This window comes from Lysobacter sp. 2RAF19 (assembly GCF_052115395.1).
Lineage (GTDB): Bacteria > Pseudomonadota > Gammaproteobacteria > Xanthomonadales > Xanthomonadaceae > Noviluteimonas.
On record NZ_JBFRGO010000002.1, the window covers coordinates 317,522 to 332,296 of the forward strand.

At 67.4% G+C, this 14,775-nt stretch carries 14 protein-coding genes; 5 read left to right on the forward strand and 9 right to left on the reverse strand.

The features are described 5' to 3' along the window. The first annotated feature begins 26 nt into the window (after positions 1-26). Positions 27-1,400 carry an MATE family efflux transporter gene (locus AB4059_RS08300; protein WP_498978407.1) on the forward strand — a complete coding sequence of 458 codons (1,374 nt, stop codon included), beginning with the start codon at positions 27-29 and terminating at the stop codon, positions 1,398-1,400. Between the two features lie 95 nt (positions 1,401-1,495). Next, positions 1,496-3,394 carry a signal peptide peptidase SppA gene (gene sppA, locus AB4059_RS08305; RefSeq protein WP_498978409.1) on the forward strand — a complete coding sequence of 633 codons (1,899 nt, stop codon included), beginning with the start codon at positions 1,496-1,498 and terminating at the stop codon, positions 3,392-3,394. A gap of 28 nt (positions 3,395-3,422) precedes the next feature. Here the strand turns inward: sppA and AB4059_RS08310 are convergent, their stop codons facing one another. Next, positions 3,423-3,722: a hypothetical protein gene (locus tag AB4059_RS08310; RefSeq protein ID WP_498978411.1), complete on the reverse strand. Its 300-nt coding sequence runs from the start codon at positions 3,720-3,722 to the stop codon at positions 3,423-3,425. Between the two features lie 71 nt (positions 3,723-3,793). Here AB4059_RS08310 and AB4059_RS08315 point away from each other — a divergent pair, with 71 nt between their 5' ends. Next, positions 3,794-4,570: an SDR family oxidoreductase gene (locus tag AB4059_RS08315; protein WP_498978413.1), complete on the forward strand. Its 777-nt coding sequence runs from the start codon at positions 3,794-3,796 to the stop codon at positions 4,568-4,570. Positions 4,571-4,648: 78 nt separating this feature from the next. Then, positions 4,649-6,394 (forward strand): PQQ-dependent sugar dehydrogenase, encoded by a 1,746-nt coding sequence (locus AB4059_RS08320; protein ID WP_498978415.1) that lies wholly within the window; start codon positions 4,649-4,651, stop codon positions 6,392-6,394. 52 nt (positions 6,395-6,446) lie between these two features. On the opposite strand, the gene AB4059_RS08325 is transcribed toward AB4059_RS08320, so the two are convergent. From AB4059_RS08325 to AB4059_RS08360, 8 genes are all read right to left on the reverse strand, one after another. Then, a complete protein-coding gene (locus AB4059_RS08325; protein WP_498978417.1) occupies positions 6,447-6,677 on the reverse strand; it encodes a KGG domain-containing protein in 231 nt (76 codons plus the stop codon). 156 nt (positions 6,678-6,833) lie between these two features. Further along, positions 6,834-7,469 carry a DUF4124 domain-containing protein gene (locus AB4059_RS08330; RefSeq protein ID WP_498978419.1) on the reverse strand — a complete coding sequence of 212 codons (636 nt, stop codon included), beginning with the start codon at positions 7,467-7,469 and terminating at the stop codon, positions 6,834-6,836. 25 nt (positions 7,470-7,494) lie between these two features. Further along, a complete protein-coding gene (locus AB4059_RS08335; RefSeq protein WP_498978421.1) occupies positions 7,495-8,139 on the reverse strand; it encodes a DUF4124 domain-containing protein in 645 nt (214 codons plus the stop codon). Positions 8,140-8,193: 54 nt separating this feature from the next. Beyond that, positions 8,194-8,757 (reverse strand): L-threonylcarbamoyladenylate synthase type 1 TsaC, encoded by a 564-nt coding sequence (tsaC, locus tag AB4059_RS08340; RefSeq protein ID WP_498978423.1) that lies wholly within the window; start codon positions 8,755-8,757, stop codon positions 8,194-8,196. Then, a complete protein-coding gene (locus AB4059_RS08345; protein ID WP_498978425.1) occupies positions 8,757-11,246 on the reverse strand; it encodes a DNA topoisomerase I in 2,490 nt (829 codons plus the stop codon). The genes tsaC and AB4059_RS08345 overlap by 1 nt, the downstream gene beginning before the upstream one ends. A 185-nt stretch (positions 11,247-11,431) precedes the next feature. Continuing rightward, complete coding sequence (locus AB4059_RS08350) at positions 11,432-11,923, reverse strand: DUF494 family protein (RefSeq protein ID WP_498978427.1); 492 nt, start codon at positions 11,921-11,923, stop codon at positions 11,432-11,434. Positions 11,924-11,958: 35 nt separating this feature from the next. Then, a complete protein-coding gene (dprA, locus tag AB4059_RS08355) occupies positions 11,959-12,861 on the reverse strand; it encodes a DNA-processing protein DprA (protein ID WP_498978429.1) in 903 nt (300 codons plus the stop codon). A 90-nt stretch (positions 12,862-12,951) separates the two neighbouring features. Continuing rightward, on the reverse strand, positions 12,952-14,100 hold the full coding sequence (locus tag AB4059_RS08360) for a LysM peptidoglycan-binding domain-containing protein (RefSeq protein ID WP_498979044.1): 1,149 nt from the start codon (positions 14,098-14,100) through the stop codon (positions 12,952-12,954). A gap of 155 nt (positions 14,101-14,255) precedes the next feature. Between AB4059_RS08360 and def the strand changes: the two genes are divergently transcribed. Beyond that, complete coding sequence (gene def, locus AB4059_RS08365) at positions 14,256-14,771, forward strand: peptide deformylase (protein WP_498978431.1); 516 nt, start codon at positions 14,256-14,258, stop codon at positions 14,769-14,771. Positions 14,772-14,775 lie beyond the last annotated feature (4 nt).

Sequence of the window (14,775 nt, forward strand, 5' to 3'; positions counted from 1 at the left end):
CGCCCCTTCCCGATCAAGCCCTTGCGATGTCCCCCCAGCCTCCGTTCGCGCGGGAACTGCGCACCAGCGCAACCCTCGCCGCGCCCCTCGTCCTCGGCCACCTGTCGACCGGCCTGATCGGCTTCGTCGACAGCGTGATCGCCGGCCACCACGGCACGCGCACGCTCGCGGCCGTCGCCGTGGGCACGGCCTTGTTCTGGCTGCCGATGATGGTGCCGATGGGGACGCTGATGGCCTTTCCGCCCGCGGTCTCGCAGCTGGATGGTGCCGGGCGTCGCGACGAGATCGCGCCCCTGTTCCGCCAGGCGCTGTGGTTGGCGGCGATGCTCGGCGTGGTGTTGTTCGCGTTCCTGAGCGTGGTGACCATCGCGCTGGAACCGATGGGCATCGCGCCCGAGATCCGCCCCGGGGCGATCGCATTCCTGCATGGCATCCGCTGGGGCGTGCCGGCGCTGACGCTGTACCTGTGCATGCGCTATCTCAGCGATGGCCTGCATTGGACGCTGCCGACGATGGTGCTCGGCTTCGGCGGCCTGGTCGTCCTCGTGCCACTGGGCTATTCGCTCACCTGGGGCGTGGGCGGATTGCCTGAACTCGGCGCCGGCGGGCTCGGGCTGGCGTCGGCGGCGATGATGTGGGCGCAGGCGATCGCGTTCGCGTTGTATCTGCGGCGTTCGAAACGCTTCGAACCGCTGCGCCTGTTCGCGAAGTTCGAACCACCGCGCTGGCGCGACCTGCGCGACCTGCTCGCCACCGGCCTGCCCATCGGCGTGACCGTGATGATGGAAGGCAGCTTGTTCATCGTGACCGCGTTGCTCATCGGGCGGCTCGGCGGCGTGGAAGTGGCCGCGCACCAGATCGCGATCAACGTCGCGAGCCTGTGCTTCATGATTCCCTTCGGACTGGCCGAGGCGACGACGGTCCGCGTCGGCCATGCGCTCGGCCGGGGCGATCGCGGGGGCCTGCGCCGTGCGGCCTTCGCCGGCTTCGTGCTGATGTTCGCCACGCAGGCGGTGTCGGGCCTGCTGCTGTTGTTCGGCAACCACGCGCTCGCCGGGCTCTACACCGCGGACACGACGGTGGCCACGCTGGCGGCGACGCTGCTGTTGTATGCGGCCGCCTTCCAGTTCCCCGACGGCGTGCAGGTGCTCTCCGCCGGCGCCTTGCGCGGCCTGCGCGACACGCGCCGCCCGATGCTGCTCGCCGCGCTCGCCTATTGGGGGGTCGGCATGCCGCTCGGCGCGGGCCTGGGGCTCGGGCTGCGTTGGGGGCCGCAAGGGATGTGGGTGGGCCTGATCGTCGGCCTCACGACCGCCGCCGTCCTGTTGTCCACGCGCTTCTTGCGCTCATCGCGCCGTGTCCCCATGAACGCAGGCACGGCAAGCGAATCGTCGCCATGACCGACGGCGCATGAAGTCCACACACGCCTGCCGCTAACCTGTCGCATTCTCCGGGCCCCGGCCCCGGCGCACCCCCTTCCAGGAGCTTCACCGCAATGAACGAACCCAGCCGTCGTGGCCCCATCGCCCGCGCCATCGTGGGCATCTGGGACGCCATGAACTTCACGCGGCGCCTGGTGTTCAACCTGGTGTTCTTCGCGCTGCTGATCCTGTTCCTGATGTTCGCCTTCTCCGGCGGCTCGCTGGCGCCACTGAACGACCGCACGACGCTGGTGATCGCGCCGGAAGGCCGCCTGGTCGAGCAGTACAGCACCGACATCGCCAGCCGCGCGCTGTCCAAGGCGATGGGCGATGGCGGCAACGAGGAAGTGCAGTTGCGCGACCTGTTGCGCGCGCTCGACGCCGCGGCGAACGACAAGCGCATCGAACGCGTCTTCGTGCGCTTCGATCGCCTGCAACCCACCGGCTATGCATCGCTGCGCGAACTGGCCGCGGCGCTGGCGAAGGTGCGCGCGTCGGGCAAGCAGGTCGTCGCGTTCGGCGAAAGCTTCATGCAGGAGCAGTACCTGCTCGCCGCGCAGGCCAACGAGGTGTACCTGGATCCGATGGGCGGCCTGGTGCTCGAAGGCCTCGACCGTTATCGCCAGTACTACCGCGAAGGTTTGCAGGACAAGCTCGGCGTCGACGTGCACCTGTTCAAGGTCGGCGAATACAAATCGGCCGCCGAGCCCTACGTGCTCGACGCCGCCTCGCCGCAGGCGAAGGAAGCCGACCTGTACTGGATGAACGATGTGTGGCAACGCTACCTCGGCGACGTCGCCAAGGCGCGCGACCTGTCCGCGCAGCAGCTCGCCGCCGGCATCGACACCCTGCCCGAAGGCCTCGCCGCCGCGCGCGGCGACCTGGGTCGCTATGCGTTGCAACAAAAACTCGTCGACGGCCTGAAGACCGAAGAAGAAGTCGATCGCCTGCTCACCGAGCGCGGCGTCGCCGACGCCGATGCCGAAGGCGGTTTCCGCCAGGTCTCGTTCGAGACCTACCTGCGCCACATCGACACCACGCTGCCGGCGACCGACCTGCGTCCGCAAGTCGCCGTCGTCGTCGCCGAAGGCGAAATCGAAGGCGGCGAGAAGCCGCCGGGCAAGATTGGTGGCGTGTCCACCGCCGCGCTGTTGCGCGAAGCGCGCGACGACGATCACGTCAAGGCCGTCGTGCTGCGCGTGGATTCGCCCGGCGGTGAAGTCTTCGCTTCCGAACAGATCCGCCGCGAAGTCGTCGCGCTGAAAGCCGCCGGCAAACCCGTCGTCGTCTCGATGGGCGACCTCGCCGCATCGGGCGGCTACTGGATCTCGATGAACGCCGATCGCATCTATGCCGATCCCTCGACCATCACCGGTTCGATCGGCATCTTCGGCGTGATCCCGACGCTGCCGCGCGCGCTGGACAAGATCGGCGTGCACACCGACGGCGTGGGCACCACGCGCTTCGCCGGTGCGTTCGACATCACGCGCCAACTGGATCCGGCCGTCGGCGACATCGTGCAGTCGGTGATCGACAAGGGCTATCGCGATTTCACCGGCCGCGTTGCGCAGGCGCGCAAGCGTTCGGTGGACGAGATCGACGCCATCGCACGCGGCCGCGTGTGGACCGGCGCGCAGGCGCGCGAACGCGGCCTGGTCGACGACTTCGGCGGGCTGCAGGCGGCGGTCGCCGATGCGGCGGCGCGCGCGAAACTCGGCAAGCCCGACGCCTACAACGTGCATTACATCGAACGCGAAGCCACGCCGTTCGAACGCTTCTTCGCCGGCTTCGTTTCCAGCCGCGCGGGCGCGACGATGATGCGCGACTCGGGTTTCGCGCAAGGCGTGGCGCGCGCGATCGTCGCGCGCAGCGTGCCGCAGATGGATGCGGACCTGCGCTTCCTCGACGCCGCGCTCCAGCGCCGCCCGGGCGCGCCGGTGAAGGCGCTGGCGTACTGCTTCTGCGAACTCTGATGCGCGTCAGGCGCGACGCGCGCGTCGGTTACTGATCCGACGGCGGCGGGGCATCGCCCTGCTCCTGCGCATCGATGGACGCGCGTTGCGCGTCGGCCGCCTCGAGGGTCGTGGCTTCGGCCGACTTGGCCTTGTTGATCGGCCGCTGGATCGCGTCGCTGAGTTCGGTCGCGGGCTTCTCGCGCTTGCTCGCGTCGTTCCAGGTGTCCGGATCGGGCTGGCTCGCCGCCGCCTGCGGGGCCGGCGGGCGTTCGGTCTCGGGCTTTTCGGGCTTGGAACAAGCACTCAGGGCCAGCACGCACAACACGGCAACCAGGGTTCGCGACATCGCGGCGGCGTCCATTGGAAGGCAGCGGCTATCCTACGCCGACCCGGGCGGATGCAAACGAGGCAGGCAGCATGGATCCGAAGCGCTGGCGGCTGGATGGACAACTCGCCCTGGTGACCGGGGGGAGCGCCGGCATCGGCCGCGCGATCGCACGCGAACTGCTCGGCTTCGGCGCCGACGTCTTGCTCGCCGCGCGCGATGCCGCTGCGCTGGAATCCACGCGCGCCGAACTGTCCGAAGACTTCCCCGATCGCGACGTGCAGGGCTTCGTCGCCGATGTCGCCGAAGACGACCAACGCCGCGAACTGCTCGACTGGGTCGAGGATTTCGGCGAAGGCCTGCACATCCTGGTCAACAACGCCGGCGGCAACCTCACCCGCGCGGCCGTGGATTACACCGAAGACGAGTGGCGGAAGATCTTCGAGATCAACTTGTTCTCCGCCTTCGAGCTCTCGCGTTACGCCCATCCGCTGCTGACGAAACACGCAGCGTCGAGCATCGTCAACGTCGGCAGCGTTTCCGGCGACACGCACGTGCGCAGCGGCGCGCCCTACGGCATGAGCAAGGCCGCGATGCACCAGATGACGAAGAACCTGGCCGTCGAATGGGCCGAGGACGGCATCCGCGTCAACGCGGTGGCGCCGTGGTACATCCGCACGCGGCGCACGCACGACAAACTCGCCGATCCCGATTACCTCGACGAGGTGCTGCTGCGCACGCCGCTGGGCCGCATCGGCGAACCCGAGGAAGTCGCCGCCGCCGTCGCGTTCCTGTGCCTGCCTGCGGCGTCCTACGTCACCGGTGAATGCATCGCGGTGGACGGCGGATTCCTGCGCTACGGTTTCTGACGAACGGCGCGTCGCTTCACCCGCCGCTTCAGCACCGGCAGGCATCCTGCGCCCACATCGCCAGACAGGCTCGGGCCCATGCTGCTGCGCATCGCCAGGACAATGGTTCTCGCAGGCACGCTCGCCATCGCCGCATGCGGCGGCGGCAGCACCAGCGGCACGATCAACGTCGGCAATGCGCCGCCCGTCTTCAGCTCGCCCAGTACCGTCGCCGTGCAGGAAGACACCGCCGGCGCGTTCTACGCGTCCACGGCCACCGACATGGATGGGCAATCGCTCAGCTATTCCATCGCTGGCGGTGAAGACGCGGCCGCGTTCCGCATCACCACGGCAGGGGCGTTGTCGTTCGCCGCGCCGCCGGATTTCGAAGCACCCACCGACGTCGGGCTCGACAACGTCTATCGCGTGATCCTCGCCGTGAGCGATGGGTTCGTCGAATCCCAGATGCTGCTGACCGTCACCGTGACCAATCGTCCCAGCGCTGCGTTCCGCGTGCGGCGCGTCGTGGCAGGCGCGGCCTCGCCGGTGTTCGTCGCGGCCGTGCCCAATGGAACCGGGCGCGTTTTCGTCGTCGAGCTTGGGGGCCTGGTCCGCATCCTGTCGCCGAACACCGGCACGTTCGCAGCGACGCCCTTCCTCGACGTGCACGACCAGGTCTCGACCAACGGCGAGCGCGGACTGCTGGGCTTCGCCACCGCGCCGGACTTCGCGACCTCCGGCGTGTTCTACGTCTTCCTGACCGACCCCGTCGGCACCATCGAAGTGCGGCGCTACACGGTGAGTGCGACCAACCACGATGTCGCCGATCCCTCGACGATGCGCGTGATCCTTCGCCAGCCGCACCCACGCATCAACCACAACGGCGGATGGATCGGGTTCGACGCTAGGGGCCTGCTCTACATCGCGATCGGCGATGGCGGCGGCGCGGGCGATCCCGACAACAACGGACAGAACCGCGATACCTTGCTCGGCAAGATCCTGCGCATCGACGTCGCGGCCGACGATTTCCCGCTCGACGACACGCGCAATTACGCGATCCCGCCGGACAACCCGTTCTCCATCGCGGGCGGCGCACCGGAAGTGTGGGCGCTGGGCCTGCGCAATCCCTTCCGCGCAAGCTTCGACTTCGGTCCGCTGGGCACGGGCGAAGGCGGCCTGATCATCGGCGACGTCGGCGAAACCGCGGTCGAGGAAATCGACGTGATGCTCGGGCCCGACGACAACCAGGGCGTGAACTTCGGATGGTCGATACGCGAGGGATCGCAGCCCTTCAAGGGCCCCGACAGTCCCGCATTCCGCTTGCCCGCGGCCGAATACCTGCACGGCAACGGGCCGCGCGTGGGCAACACGGTGATCGGTGGCGTGGTGTATCGCGGGCCGGTGGAATCGCTGCGCGGGCAATACCTGTTCGCCGATTTCATCGAAGGCAACCTGTGGTCGCTGCCGGTCGACGATCTGTATGGGATCACGCCGGTGACGAGCGACCTGTTCACCTTGCGCAACGCGACGTTCGCGCCGGATGCGGGCGTGATCGACAACCCCGTCGCGTTCGGCACCGATCAGTCGGGCAACGTGTACATCGCCGACCTGGATGGCGAGATCTTCGTGATCGAACCCGTGCCCGGTCCTGGCCCATCGCGGCCCGTGCCGGTGCAATCGCGCGCACAGCGGCAGACATCCACGGTGAAGCGCCATTGGTGCGCCGAAGCCTGGGACGGACACACCGTGCGCTGGGTCGATGGGCAGATGGTGATCGGCGGGCAGGGCTTCGTGTGCGTGCGGAAGTACTACGAACGCCTGCGCGCGCAGGCCGCACAACCCTGAACGAAAACGCCCGCATGCGCGGGCGTTTTCGTGTGGTCGGTCGAACAGTGGCTCAGCGGTTACCGCCGGGTTCGTTGCCGCCGAATTGGTTGGGGGGCGCGTTCTGCGGAGTGTTCTGGGTGCGGTTGCCGCCGGAAGCTTCGCCACCCTTCCGGCCGATCATCGACATGTGTTCACGATCGCGGCTGACCGCTTCGCCGCCTTTTTGCGCGATCTTGCGTTGCGTTTCCGGATCCATGCTCGCGAATCCGCGATTGCTGGTGCCGCGGGTCTGGTTCGCCATGCTGTACGCCTCGGTGCTCGGGGGAGGGAACAGCGACCATAGGGAGATGTGAGTTAGGAAGTTGCGTGGTACAGGTCAAGAAATAGTAAGTCGGCGCAATTCATCCATGCATCGGGCGCGAATCGTCATCAACGCACGAAATGTTTCAGCGCCGTGTCAGCGGCACGTGCTGTCGATGAATGCAGTGCGTTGGCGCTCGTAATCGGCTTCGCGCTGCGCTTTGTCGGCGGGCGCGGCGTAGGCCACGCGGAATTTCGCTTCATCGATGCGGCGCTGCCAACCGCTGCAGAGCGCCTTGTCGGTGAGGGCCGTACATACATCGCGTTTGATTTCGCAGGCCTGGCCCGCGCCACCGCCGCCATTCAGGCCCACGGTGTCCATGGGCGCGCAGCGCTCCTCGGGGGTATCGGCCTCACTGAGATAGACCTTGGATTCCCAGGTCTTGCATTCGAACAGGGGCGGCGGCGGCTTGCGATCGGCCTCGGGCACCTGCGATTCGGGCAGCGCCTCGGTCGCCGGGCCGCGGACGAGTTCGAATGACGCGCCCGCGGGTGGCTCGCTCGGCGGTTTCACCGTTTCCGCGCGCGGTGCGGGCGCCGGCGCCGTCGGCAGCTCGCCGATCGTGCGCACTTCCTGCTTTTCGCCCGGTGCGCACGGCTTGTCGTTCTGCATCGTCACCGTGCCCTTGGCATCGGTGCACTTGTAGATCGTGGTCGCGCGCGCGCCCGGCGCCACGAAGGACGACAGCGCCAACAGCAGGGCGACCAGGGCGAAGGACGATGCGCGGCTCATGCGGCAAGCGTGCCACACGCAAACCTCATTGGCCGCCGCAATCGTTGTCCAGGCGTGCATTGAGGCTGCGTTCCTCGACGCGCAGCACATCCCGCTCGCTGGGCATCGCGTTGAAGAAGCGCGTGCGCACTTCGTCGCGGCGGTCGCGGGTGCGCGCGCACACGTCGGCGGGCGGCAGCATGTAGCAGGTGTCGCGGACGTAGGTGCCGTTGTAGTTGCTCGGCCCGCTCCAGCTCGGCCCGATCATCCCCGAGCCCACCCGGTTGAAGGCGGGGTAACCCACCGTCCACAACGGCACCCAGCGCGGATTTCCATCGCCGGTGTCGCTGGTGTAACTCACGCCGTCGGGCGTGATGCATTCGTACATCGGTCGCGGCGGTGCGAGATAGGTATCGCGCGAGGCGACCTGCGGTTGTTCGTATTCGTGCTGCTGCGGCGGCGGCTGGCTGGTGGCGGGCTCGGCGTGTTTGCGCGGCGCGTCCTGCGGGCGCGCCATCGTGCGCGCCTCTTGTTTCTGGTCCTTCTCGCACGGCGTGTCGCGCAGCGTGAGGTGGCCCTTGTTGTCGATGCACCGGTAGATCGTCACGTCCTGTGCGTGCGCGAAGCGCAGCGCGCCCATGGCCGCCAGCCCGGCGATCAGCAGGACGATCTCGCGCGTTGCACTTGCCATGCGCGCATCTTGCGCCGATTGAAAGCGGCCGGATCGTGGCGGCCGACCGGCGGTTCAGCCGGCGCGCAGTTCGGCACCCGTGGCGGCGTCGCGGATCGCGGTGGGCGCACGCAGGCCGCCGGTTTCGCCCGCGCCGATGCCGTCCACCTGCGCCAGCACCGCCGTCGACAGCGCATCGAAGGTGAAGGCCGGCGGCTCGCCGGCCAGGTTGGCGCTGGTCGACACGATCGGGCCGCCGAAGGCGAGACACACCGCCACCACCTCCGGGTGATCGCTGACGCGCACGGCGACGCCGCTGTGCGTGCCGGTGATCCAGCGCGGCACGCGCGAAGTCACCGGAACGATCCACGTGCGCGGGCCGGGCCATTGCGCGCGCACGAGATCGGCGCGCTCGCGCGGCAGCGCATCCCATGCAAGGAGATCGTCGAATTGCGAGACATCGGCGCCGACGAGGATCACGCCCTTGTCGACGGGCCGCTGCTTGATCGCCAGCAGGCGCATGACCGCGGCTTCATCGAAGGGATCGCAGCCCAGTCCCCACACCGCTTCGGTGGGATAGGCGAGCACGCCGCCGCCGCGCAGCAGCGTTGCGGCAGCGGCGGGCGACAGGCGTTGCATCAGGTCGCCTTGGAAACCGTCTTCTTCGCAACGGTCTTCTTGGTGGCCTTCTTTGCAGCGGTCTTTTTCGTCGCCTTTTTCGCGGCTTTCTTCGCAGTCTTCTTGGCTGCTTTCTTGACCGTCTTCTTCGCGACCTTCTCGACCGGCTCCTTCTTTGCCGCCGTCTTCTTCGCCGCGAACTTCTTCCCGAAGCGCCCACGCATCGGCTTGCCGGTTTCCTCCATCAGCTTCTGCACTTCCTCCAGGGTCAGCGAGGCGGGCTCGCGATCCTTGGGAATGCGGCCGTTGAGCTTGCCGTCGCTGATGTAGGGGCCGTAACGCCCGTTGAGCACCTGGATGTCGCTGCCGTCGAAGGACTTGATGATGCGGTTGCGCGCGATCTCTTCCTTTTCCTCGATCAGGGCGACGGCCTGCGCCAGCTCGATCGTGTACGGGTCGTCGTCCTTCTTCAGCGAGGCGTAGGTGGTGCCGCGCTTGGCGAACGCACCGAAGCGCCCGATGCCGACGCTGACTTCGTGCCCGTCGCTCTGGCCGAGCTTGCGCGGCAGCTTGAACAGCTCCAGCGCATTCTCCAGCGAGATGGTGTGCATCGACTGGCCCGGGCGCAGCGAGGCGAACGTCGGCTTGTCTTCGTCCTCGGCCGTGCCGATGGCCACGTACGGCCCGTAACGGCCCAGGCGCACGCTCACCGGCTTGCCGGATTTCGGATCGACGCCGAGTTCGCGCGCGCCGGTGGCTTCGGAACGGTCGACGCTTTCGGTCTTGTCCTCGACCAGTTCCTTGAACGGGCCCCAGAACTTCTCCATCAGCGGCACCCAATCCTCTTCGCCGCGCGACACCGCATCGAGCTCGTCTTCGAGCTTGGCGGTGAAGTCGTAGTCCACGTAGCGCGTGAAGTGGCTGCTGAGGAAGTTCGAGACCGCGCGGCCCACATCCGTCGGACGGAAGCTGCGGCTTTCCATCTCGACGTACTTGCGGAACAACAGCGTCTGGATGATGGAGGCGTACGTGGACGGACGGCCGATGCCGTATTCCTCGAGCGCCTTGACCAGCGCCGCTTCGGTGAAGCGCGGCGGCGGCTGCGTGAAATGCTGGTCGGCATGCACGCGGTCGAGCGGAATGCGATCGCCCGTCTTCATCGCGGGCAGCTTGCGGCCTTCGTCTTCGTCGTCCGCCGACTTGGTGTCCTTGCCTTCTTCGTAGACGGCGAGGAAGCCCGGATCGACGACGGTCGTGCCGCTGGCGCGGAAGTTGTGCTCGCTGCCCGCGGCCAGGTCGACGCTCACGGTGTTGAGCGTGGCCGGCACCATCTGCGAAGCGAGCGCGCGCTTCCAGATCAATTCGTACAGGCGGCGCTCGTCGTCGTTGAGATAACGCGAGACCTGCGAGGGCGTGCGCAACGCGGAGGTCGGGCGCACGGCTTCGTGCGCTTCCTGCGCGTTCTTGGATTTGGTCTGGTAGAAGTTCGGCTTGTCGGGCAGTGCGCGCGTCCCGAAGTCGCGGGCGATGACATCACGCATTTCGCTCAGCGCTTCGGCCGACAGATGCACCGAGTCGGTACGCATGTAGCTGATCAGGCCGACGGTGCCTTCATCGCCGATCGCCACGCCTTCGTACAACTTCTGCGCGACCTGCATCGTGCGCTTGGTAGTGAAGCCGAGCTTGCGCGCGGCTTCCTGCTGCAGCGTGGAGGTGGTGAAGGGCGGCGCGGGACGGCGCTTGCGTTCCTTGCTCGCGACGTCGGTGACGTGCAGCGCACCGCCGGCGGCCTTGAGGATGCGCTGGCGCGCGTCCTCGGCGGTGTCGCCGTCGGTGACGGTGAATTGTTCGAACTTCTTGCCGTCGAGCTTCGTCAGCTTGGCGGTGAAGTTCTGCGAGGGATGCGCGAGCTCGGCCTCGATGCTCCAGTACTCGCGTGCGACGAAGGCTTCGATCTCTTCCTCGCGCTCCACGATCATGCGCAGCGCCGGCGACTGCACGCGGCCCGCGGACAAACCGCGCTGCACCTTGCGCCACAACACCGGGGAGAGATTGAAGCCGACCAGGTAATCCAGCGCGCGGCGCGCCTGCTGCGCATCGACCAGGTCCGAGGCGATCGCACGCGGGTGCGTCATCGCTTCGCGGATCGCGCGCGGCGTGATCTCGGTGAACACGACGCGTTGCAGCGTCTTGTCCTTCAGCAGCCCGCGCTCCTTGAGGATCTCGGCGATGTGCCAGGAGATCGCCTCGCCTTCGCGGTCCGGGTCGGTCGCGAGGAACAGGGCGGTGGCGCTCTTGGCGGCCTTGGCGATCGCATCGACGTGTTTCTCGTTCTTGTCGATGAGGTCGTAGCGCATCGCGAACCCGTTGTCGGGGTCCACCGCGCCTTCCTTCGGCACCAGGTCGCGCACGTGGCCGTAGGAGGCCAGGACGGTGAAGTCCGGGCCGAGGTACTTGTTGATCGTCTTGGCCTTGGCGGGCGATTCGACGATGAGGAGGTTCTTGGCCATGGGGGCTGGATGGGTCCGGCGGCGTCGGGAATTCCCAACGCGAAGAAGGCGACGCCCGGGGCCATCTGGCCACGGGCGTGAGTGGATTCCTTTTTTAGTGGTGTCACGCGGCCGGCGGCCGTGTCAAGCCGGACCGCCGTCCATCCCCCCGAATGGCGACCCCCGTCGAAGCCCTGGACCGGCGTTCAGTGGACCGGTTCGGGCTCGTCCAGGAACATCTGGGTCTCCATCCAGGCGTAGGCCGCCTCGGACCCGGGCTGGTTGAACAGGACCATCAGGACCACCCATTTGAGGTCGTCCAGGTCCAGTTCGTCCTGGTCCAGCGCGATCGCACGGTCGAGGACGAGTTCGCGCTGGTCGGGGTCGAGGACGCCGTGCTGTTCCAGGAACAGCAGGAATCCGCGGCATTCGACGTCGAGCTTGTCGAGTTCGGGGCCGTGGAAGACGCGGGTCGGGCCGTTGGTGCGGGGCGCAGCCGATTCCGGACGCTGCTCCGCGAGGGCGTCCAGCCAGTCGAAGGCCTTGGTGATTTCCGCAGGGCTGAAACCCGCTCCGGTGAGTTCGGAAAACAACGGGCTGCTTTGGAGGGTGTCGCGGTCGCCCACCGGTGGAACGGTGTCGTTGGTGAAGTAGTGCTCGAACAGGTAAAGCAGGACGTCCAGGATGCTCTCTTTCATTTCCCTCGGCCTGCGCCCGTGGGCGCTGTGGAGGTTCAGGATGCCTTGCGGGTGTAGCGGCCGTGTTCGGAAACCACGCGCCCTTCCAGCTCCATGACCAGCAGCATGGAGACAAGTTGCGCACTCGTCAATCCAGTTCTTGCCACCAGCACGTCCATAGGGGTTGGGTCGTATCCGAGCGCGTCCCACAAGCGCTTGTTGTTCGCATCGAAGCCAGATGAATCGCTTCGTGCCACGACCGCAGAGTTGGGGATGTGAAGACGCGTACGCAAGTCGCCGGCGTAGGCCGTCAACAGGGGCTTCAGCGCGGCGATGACTTCCGCCGGCGACTCGACCAGTTGCACGCCCTCGCGGATCAGCCGGTGGCAGCCGCGCGCCATGGGGTTGTGGATGGAACCGGGGAGGGCGAACACCTCGCGCCCGGCCTCGGCGGCCAGGCGCGCGGTGATGAGGGCGCCGGACCTGTGCTGCGCCTCCACCACCACCGTGCCGAGGCAGAGCGCCGCCACGATGCGGTTGCGCCGCGGGAACTGGCCACGGTGGGCCGGCACGCCAGGCGGGTATTCGCTGACGACTGCGCCGGATTGCGCAATCTCCTCCATCAGCGGCGCATTGCCTCGCGGATACGGCTGGTCGATGCCCGTGCCGAGCACCGCGACGGTCGGCGCCTGCAGGTCGAGCGCGCCACGATGCGCCGCGGTGTCGATGCCGGCCGCCATTCCGCTCACCACGCACCAGCCGGCGCGTGCGAACGCCCGGGCGAAGGTGCGCGCGTTGTCGAACCCGTTGGGCGTGGCGGTGCGGCTGCCGACGATGGCGATCGCCGGATGCCACAGGCACGCGACGTCGCCGCGCACGTACAACTGCGCCGGTGCGTCGGGCAGGCGGCGCAACAGGGCGGGGTAGTCCGGGTGGTCGATCGTCAGGCACTCGTGCATCGCGCAAGCGTGCGATGCAAACGACGACGGCGCCCTGGGGCGCCGTCGCGTTGTTGCGTCAGGGAATCCTGATTTACAGCAACCTGATTTTTACTGCATCGCGTCCGGATGCTTGAGCTCGTAGCCGATCCGGGTCGGCTTGATGCCGTCCATGAGCAGGCCGTAGCTCATCTTGTCGAAGGTGCGGAACACCATGACGTGGCCGACATATTCGTCGGGCAGGCGTACGCGGCTGGCATCGCCGAACAGGTCTTCGCTGCGGTTGTTGGAGTACTCCACGCGGTCGGGCACGTTGCTGCCCACGCGCCACACCGAGAACACCGTGCCGTTGTCGACGCCTTCGCGCGTCCCCACCGACAGCGCGATGACATCGCGCGTGCCGCCGGTATACAGCGCATCGGGCACGCCGATCACCTGCGCGCGGCCGTATTCGAACTGCTGGCGCGGCGGATGCGGGAAGAACTGCAGGTCGTAGGGCTGTGCCTGCACCGGGATCAGGCGATCGCCGACGCGCACTTCCATGCCGCCGGCGTCCATCACGACGGTGGTGGCTTCGACGCCGCCGCCTGCCACCTGGGTGACCGAACCGGCGTTCATCGTCCGGAGCTCGTAACCCAGCTGCTCATACCCCTTGTCCGGGGTGACGGCCGTGGTCCAGTACTCCTGGTAGTCGGCGAACACGCGTGCGCCGCGGAAGTCCAGGTCGGTCTTGTAGCCGAAGTCGCAGCACTGCGTGCGGTCCAGCCACGTGAAGCGCACCGTCGGGCGCACGATCAGGTAGCGCTGCCCGGGCTGCGCGCCCTCCAGGCCCTTCACGTAGGCGGACATTCCGGAAATCGCGTGGTTGCGGTCCGCCTCGAGGCCGACCACGTAGGGCAGGTGCTCGAATTCGTCGACGACGCGCAGGTCCTTCAGGAACGGCTCGACCTCCGACAGCGGCACGCCCGTGATCGGCGCCTCCTCGCGAGGACCTTCCTGCACCGCGACGCGGTCGAGGTAGGCCAGCGACAGCACGTCGCCGGGGTAGATCAGATGCGGGTTCTGGACCTGCGGGTTGGCCTGCCAGATCTCCGGCCACAGCCACGGGCGCTTGAGGAACTTGCCCGCGATGTCCCACAACGTGTCGCCTTTCTTGACGACGTAGGTGTCCGGATGGTCGCCGCGCGTTTCCACGGCAGCGGCATAACTGCCGACCGTCAGCAACGCGACCGCGCAAACCGGAAGAAGCCGTTTAAGCATGGCGGCCATGTGCCCGCTCCCCTTGAGTTTTTCCCCTTGTAGCCGGGCCACTATAGCCCACAATCCTCGGGCCTTTGCAAGCGCGCGGCGCTACAATCGCGACCCTAGGACACCCCATCGCTTGCGCCTGTGACCGGCGCCCCCATTTCGACACCATGGCCCTTCTCCCCATCCTCGAGTTTCCCGATCCGCGTCTTCGCACGAAGGCCGCCCCCCTGACGCCGGAGCAGGTGGCCGACCCGGCGTTCCAGCGCCTGGTCGACGACATGTTCGAGACCATGTACGAAGCGCCGGGCATCGGGCTGGCGGCGAGCCAGGTCGACGTCCACCAGCGCTTCATGGTGATTGACGTGTCGGAAGAGAAGAACCGGCCGCTGGTGTTCGTCAATCCGGAAATCCTCGAACGCGCGGGCGAGCAGGTCTACCAGGAAGGTTGCCTGTCGGTGCCCAACATCTTCGCCGACGTCACGCGCGCCAACGAGATCCTGGTCAAGGCCCTCGACCGCAACGGCCAGCCGTTCGAAATGCGCGTGGATGGCCTGCTCGCCGTGTGCATCCAGCACGAGATGGACCACCTGGAAGGCAAGCTGTTCGTGGACTACCTCTCGCCGCTCAAGCGCGAGATGGTCCGCAAGAAGCTCGCGAAAGCGCGCCGCACCGCGGCCGCCTGACGCA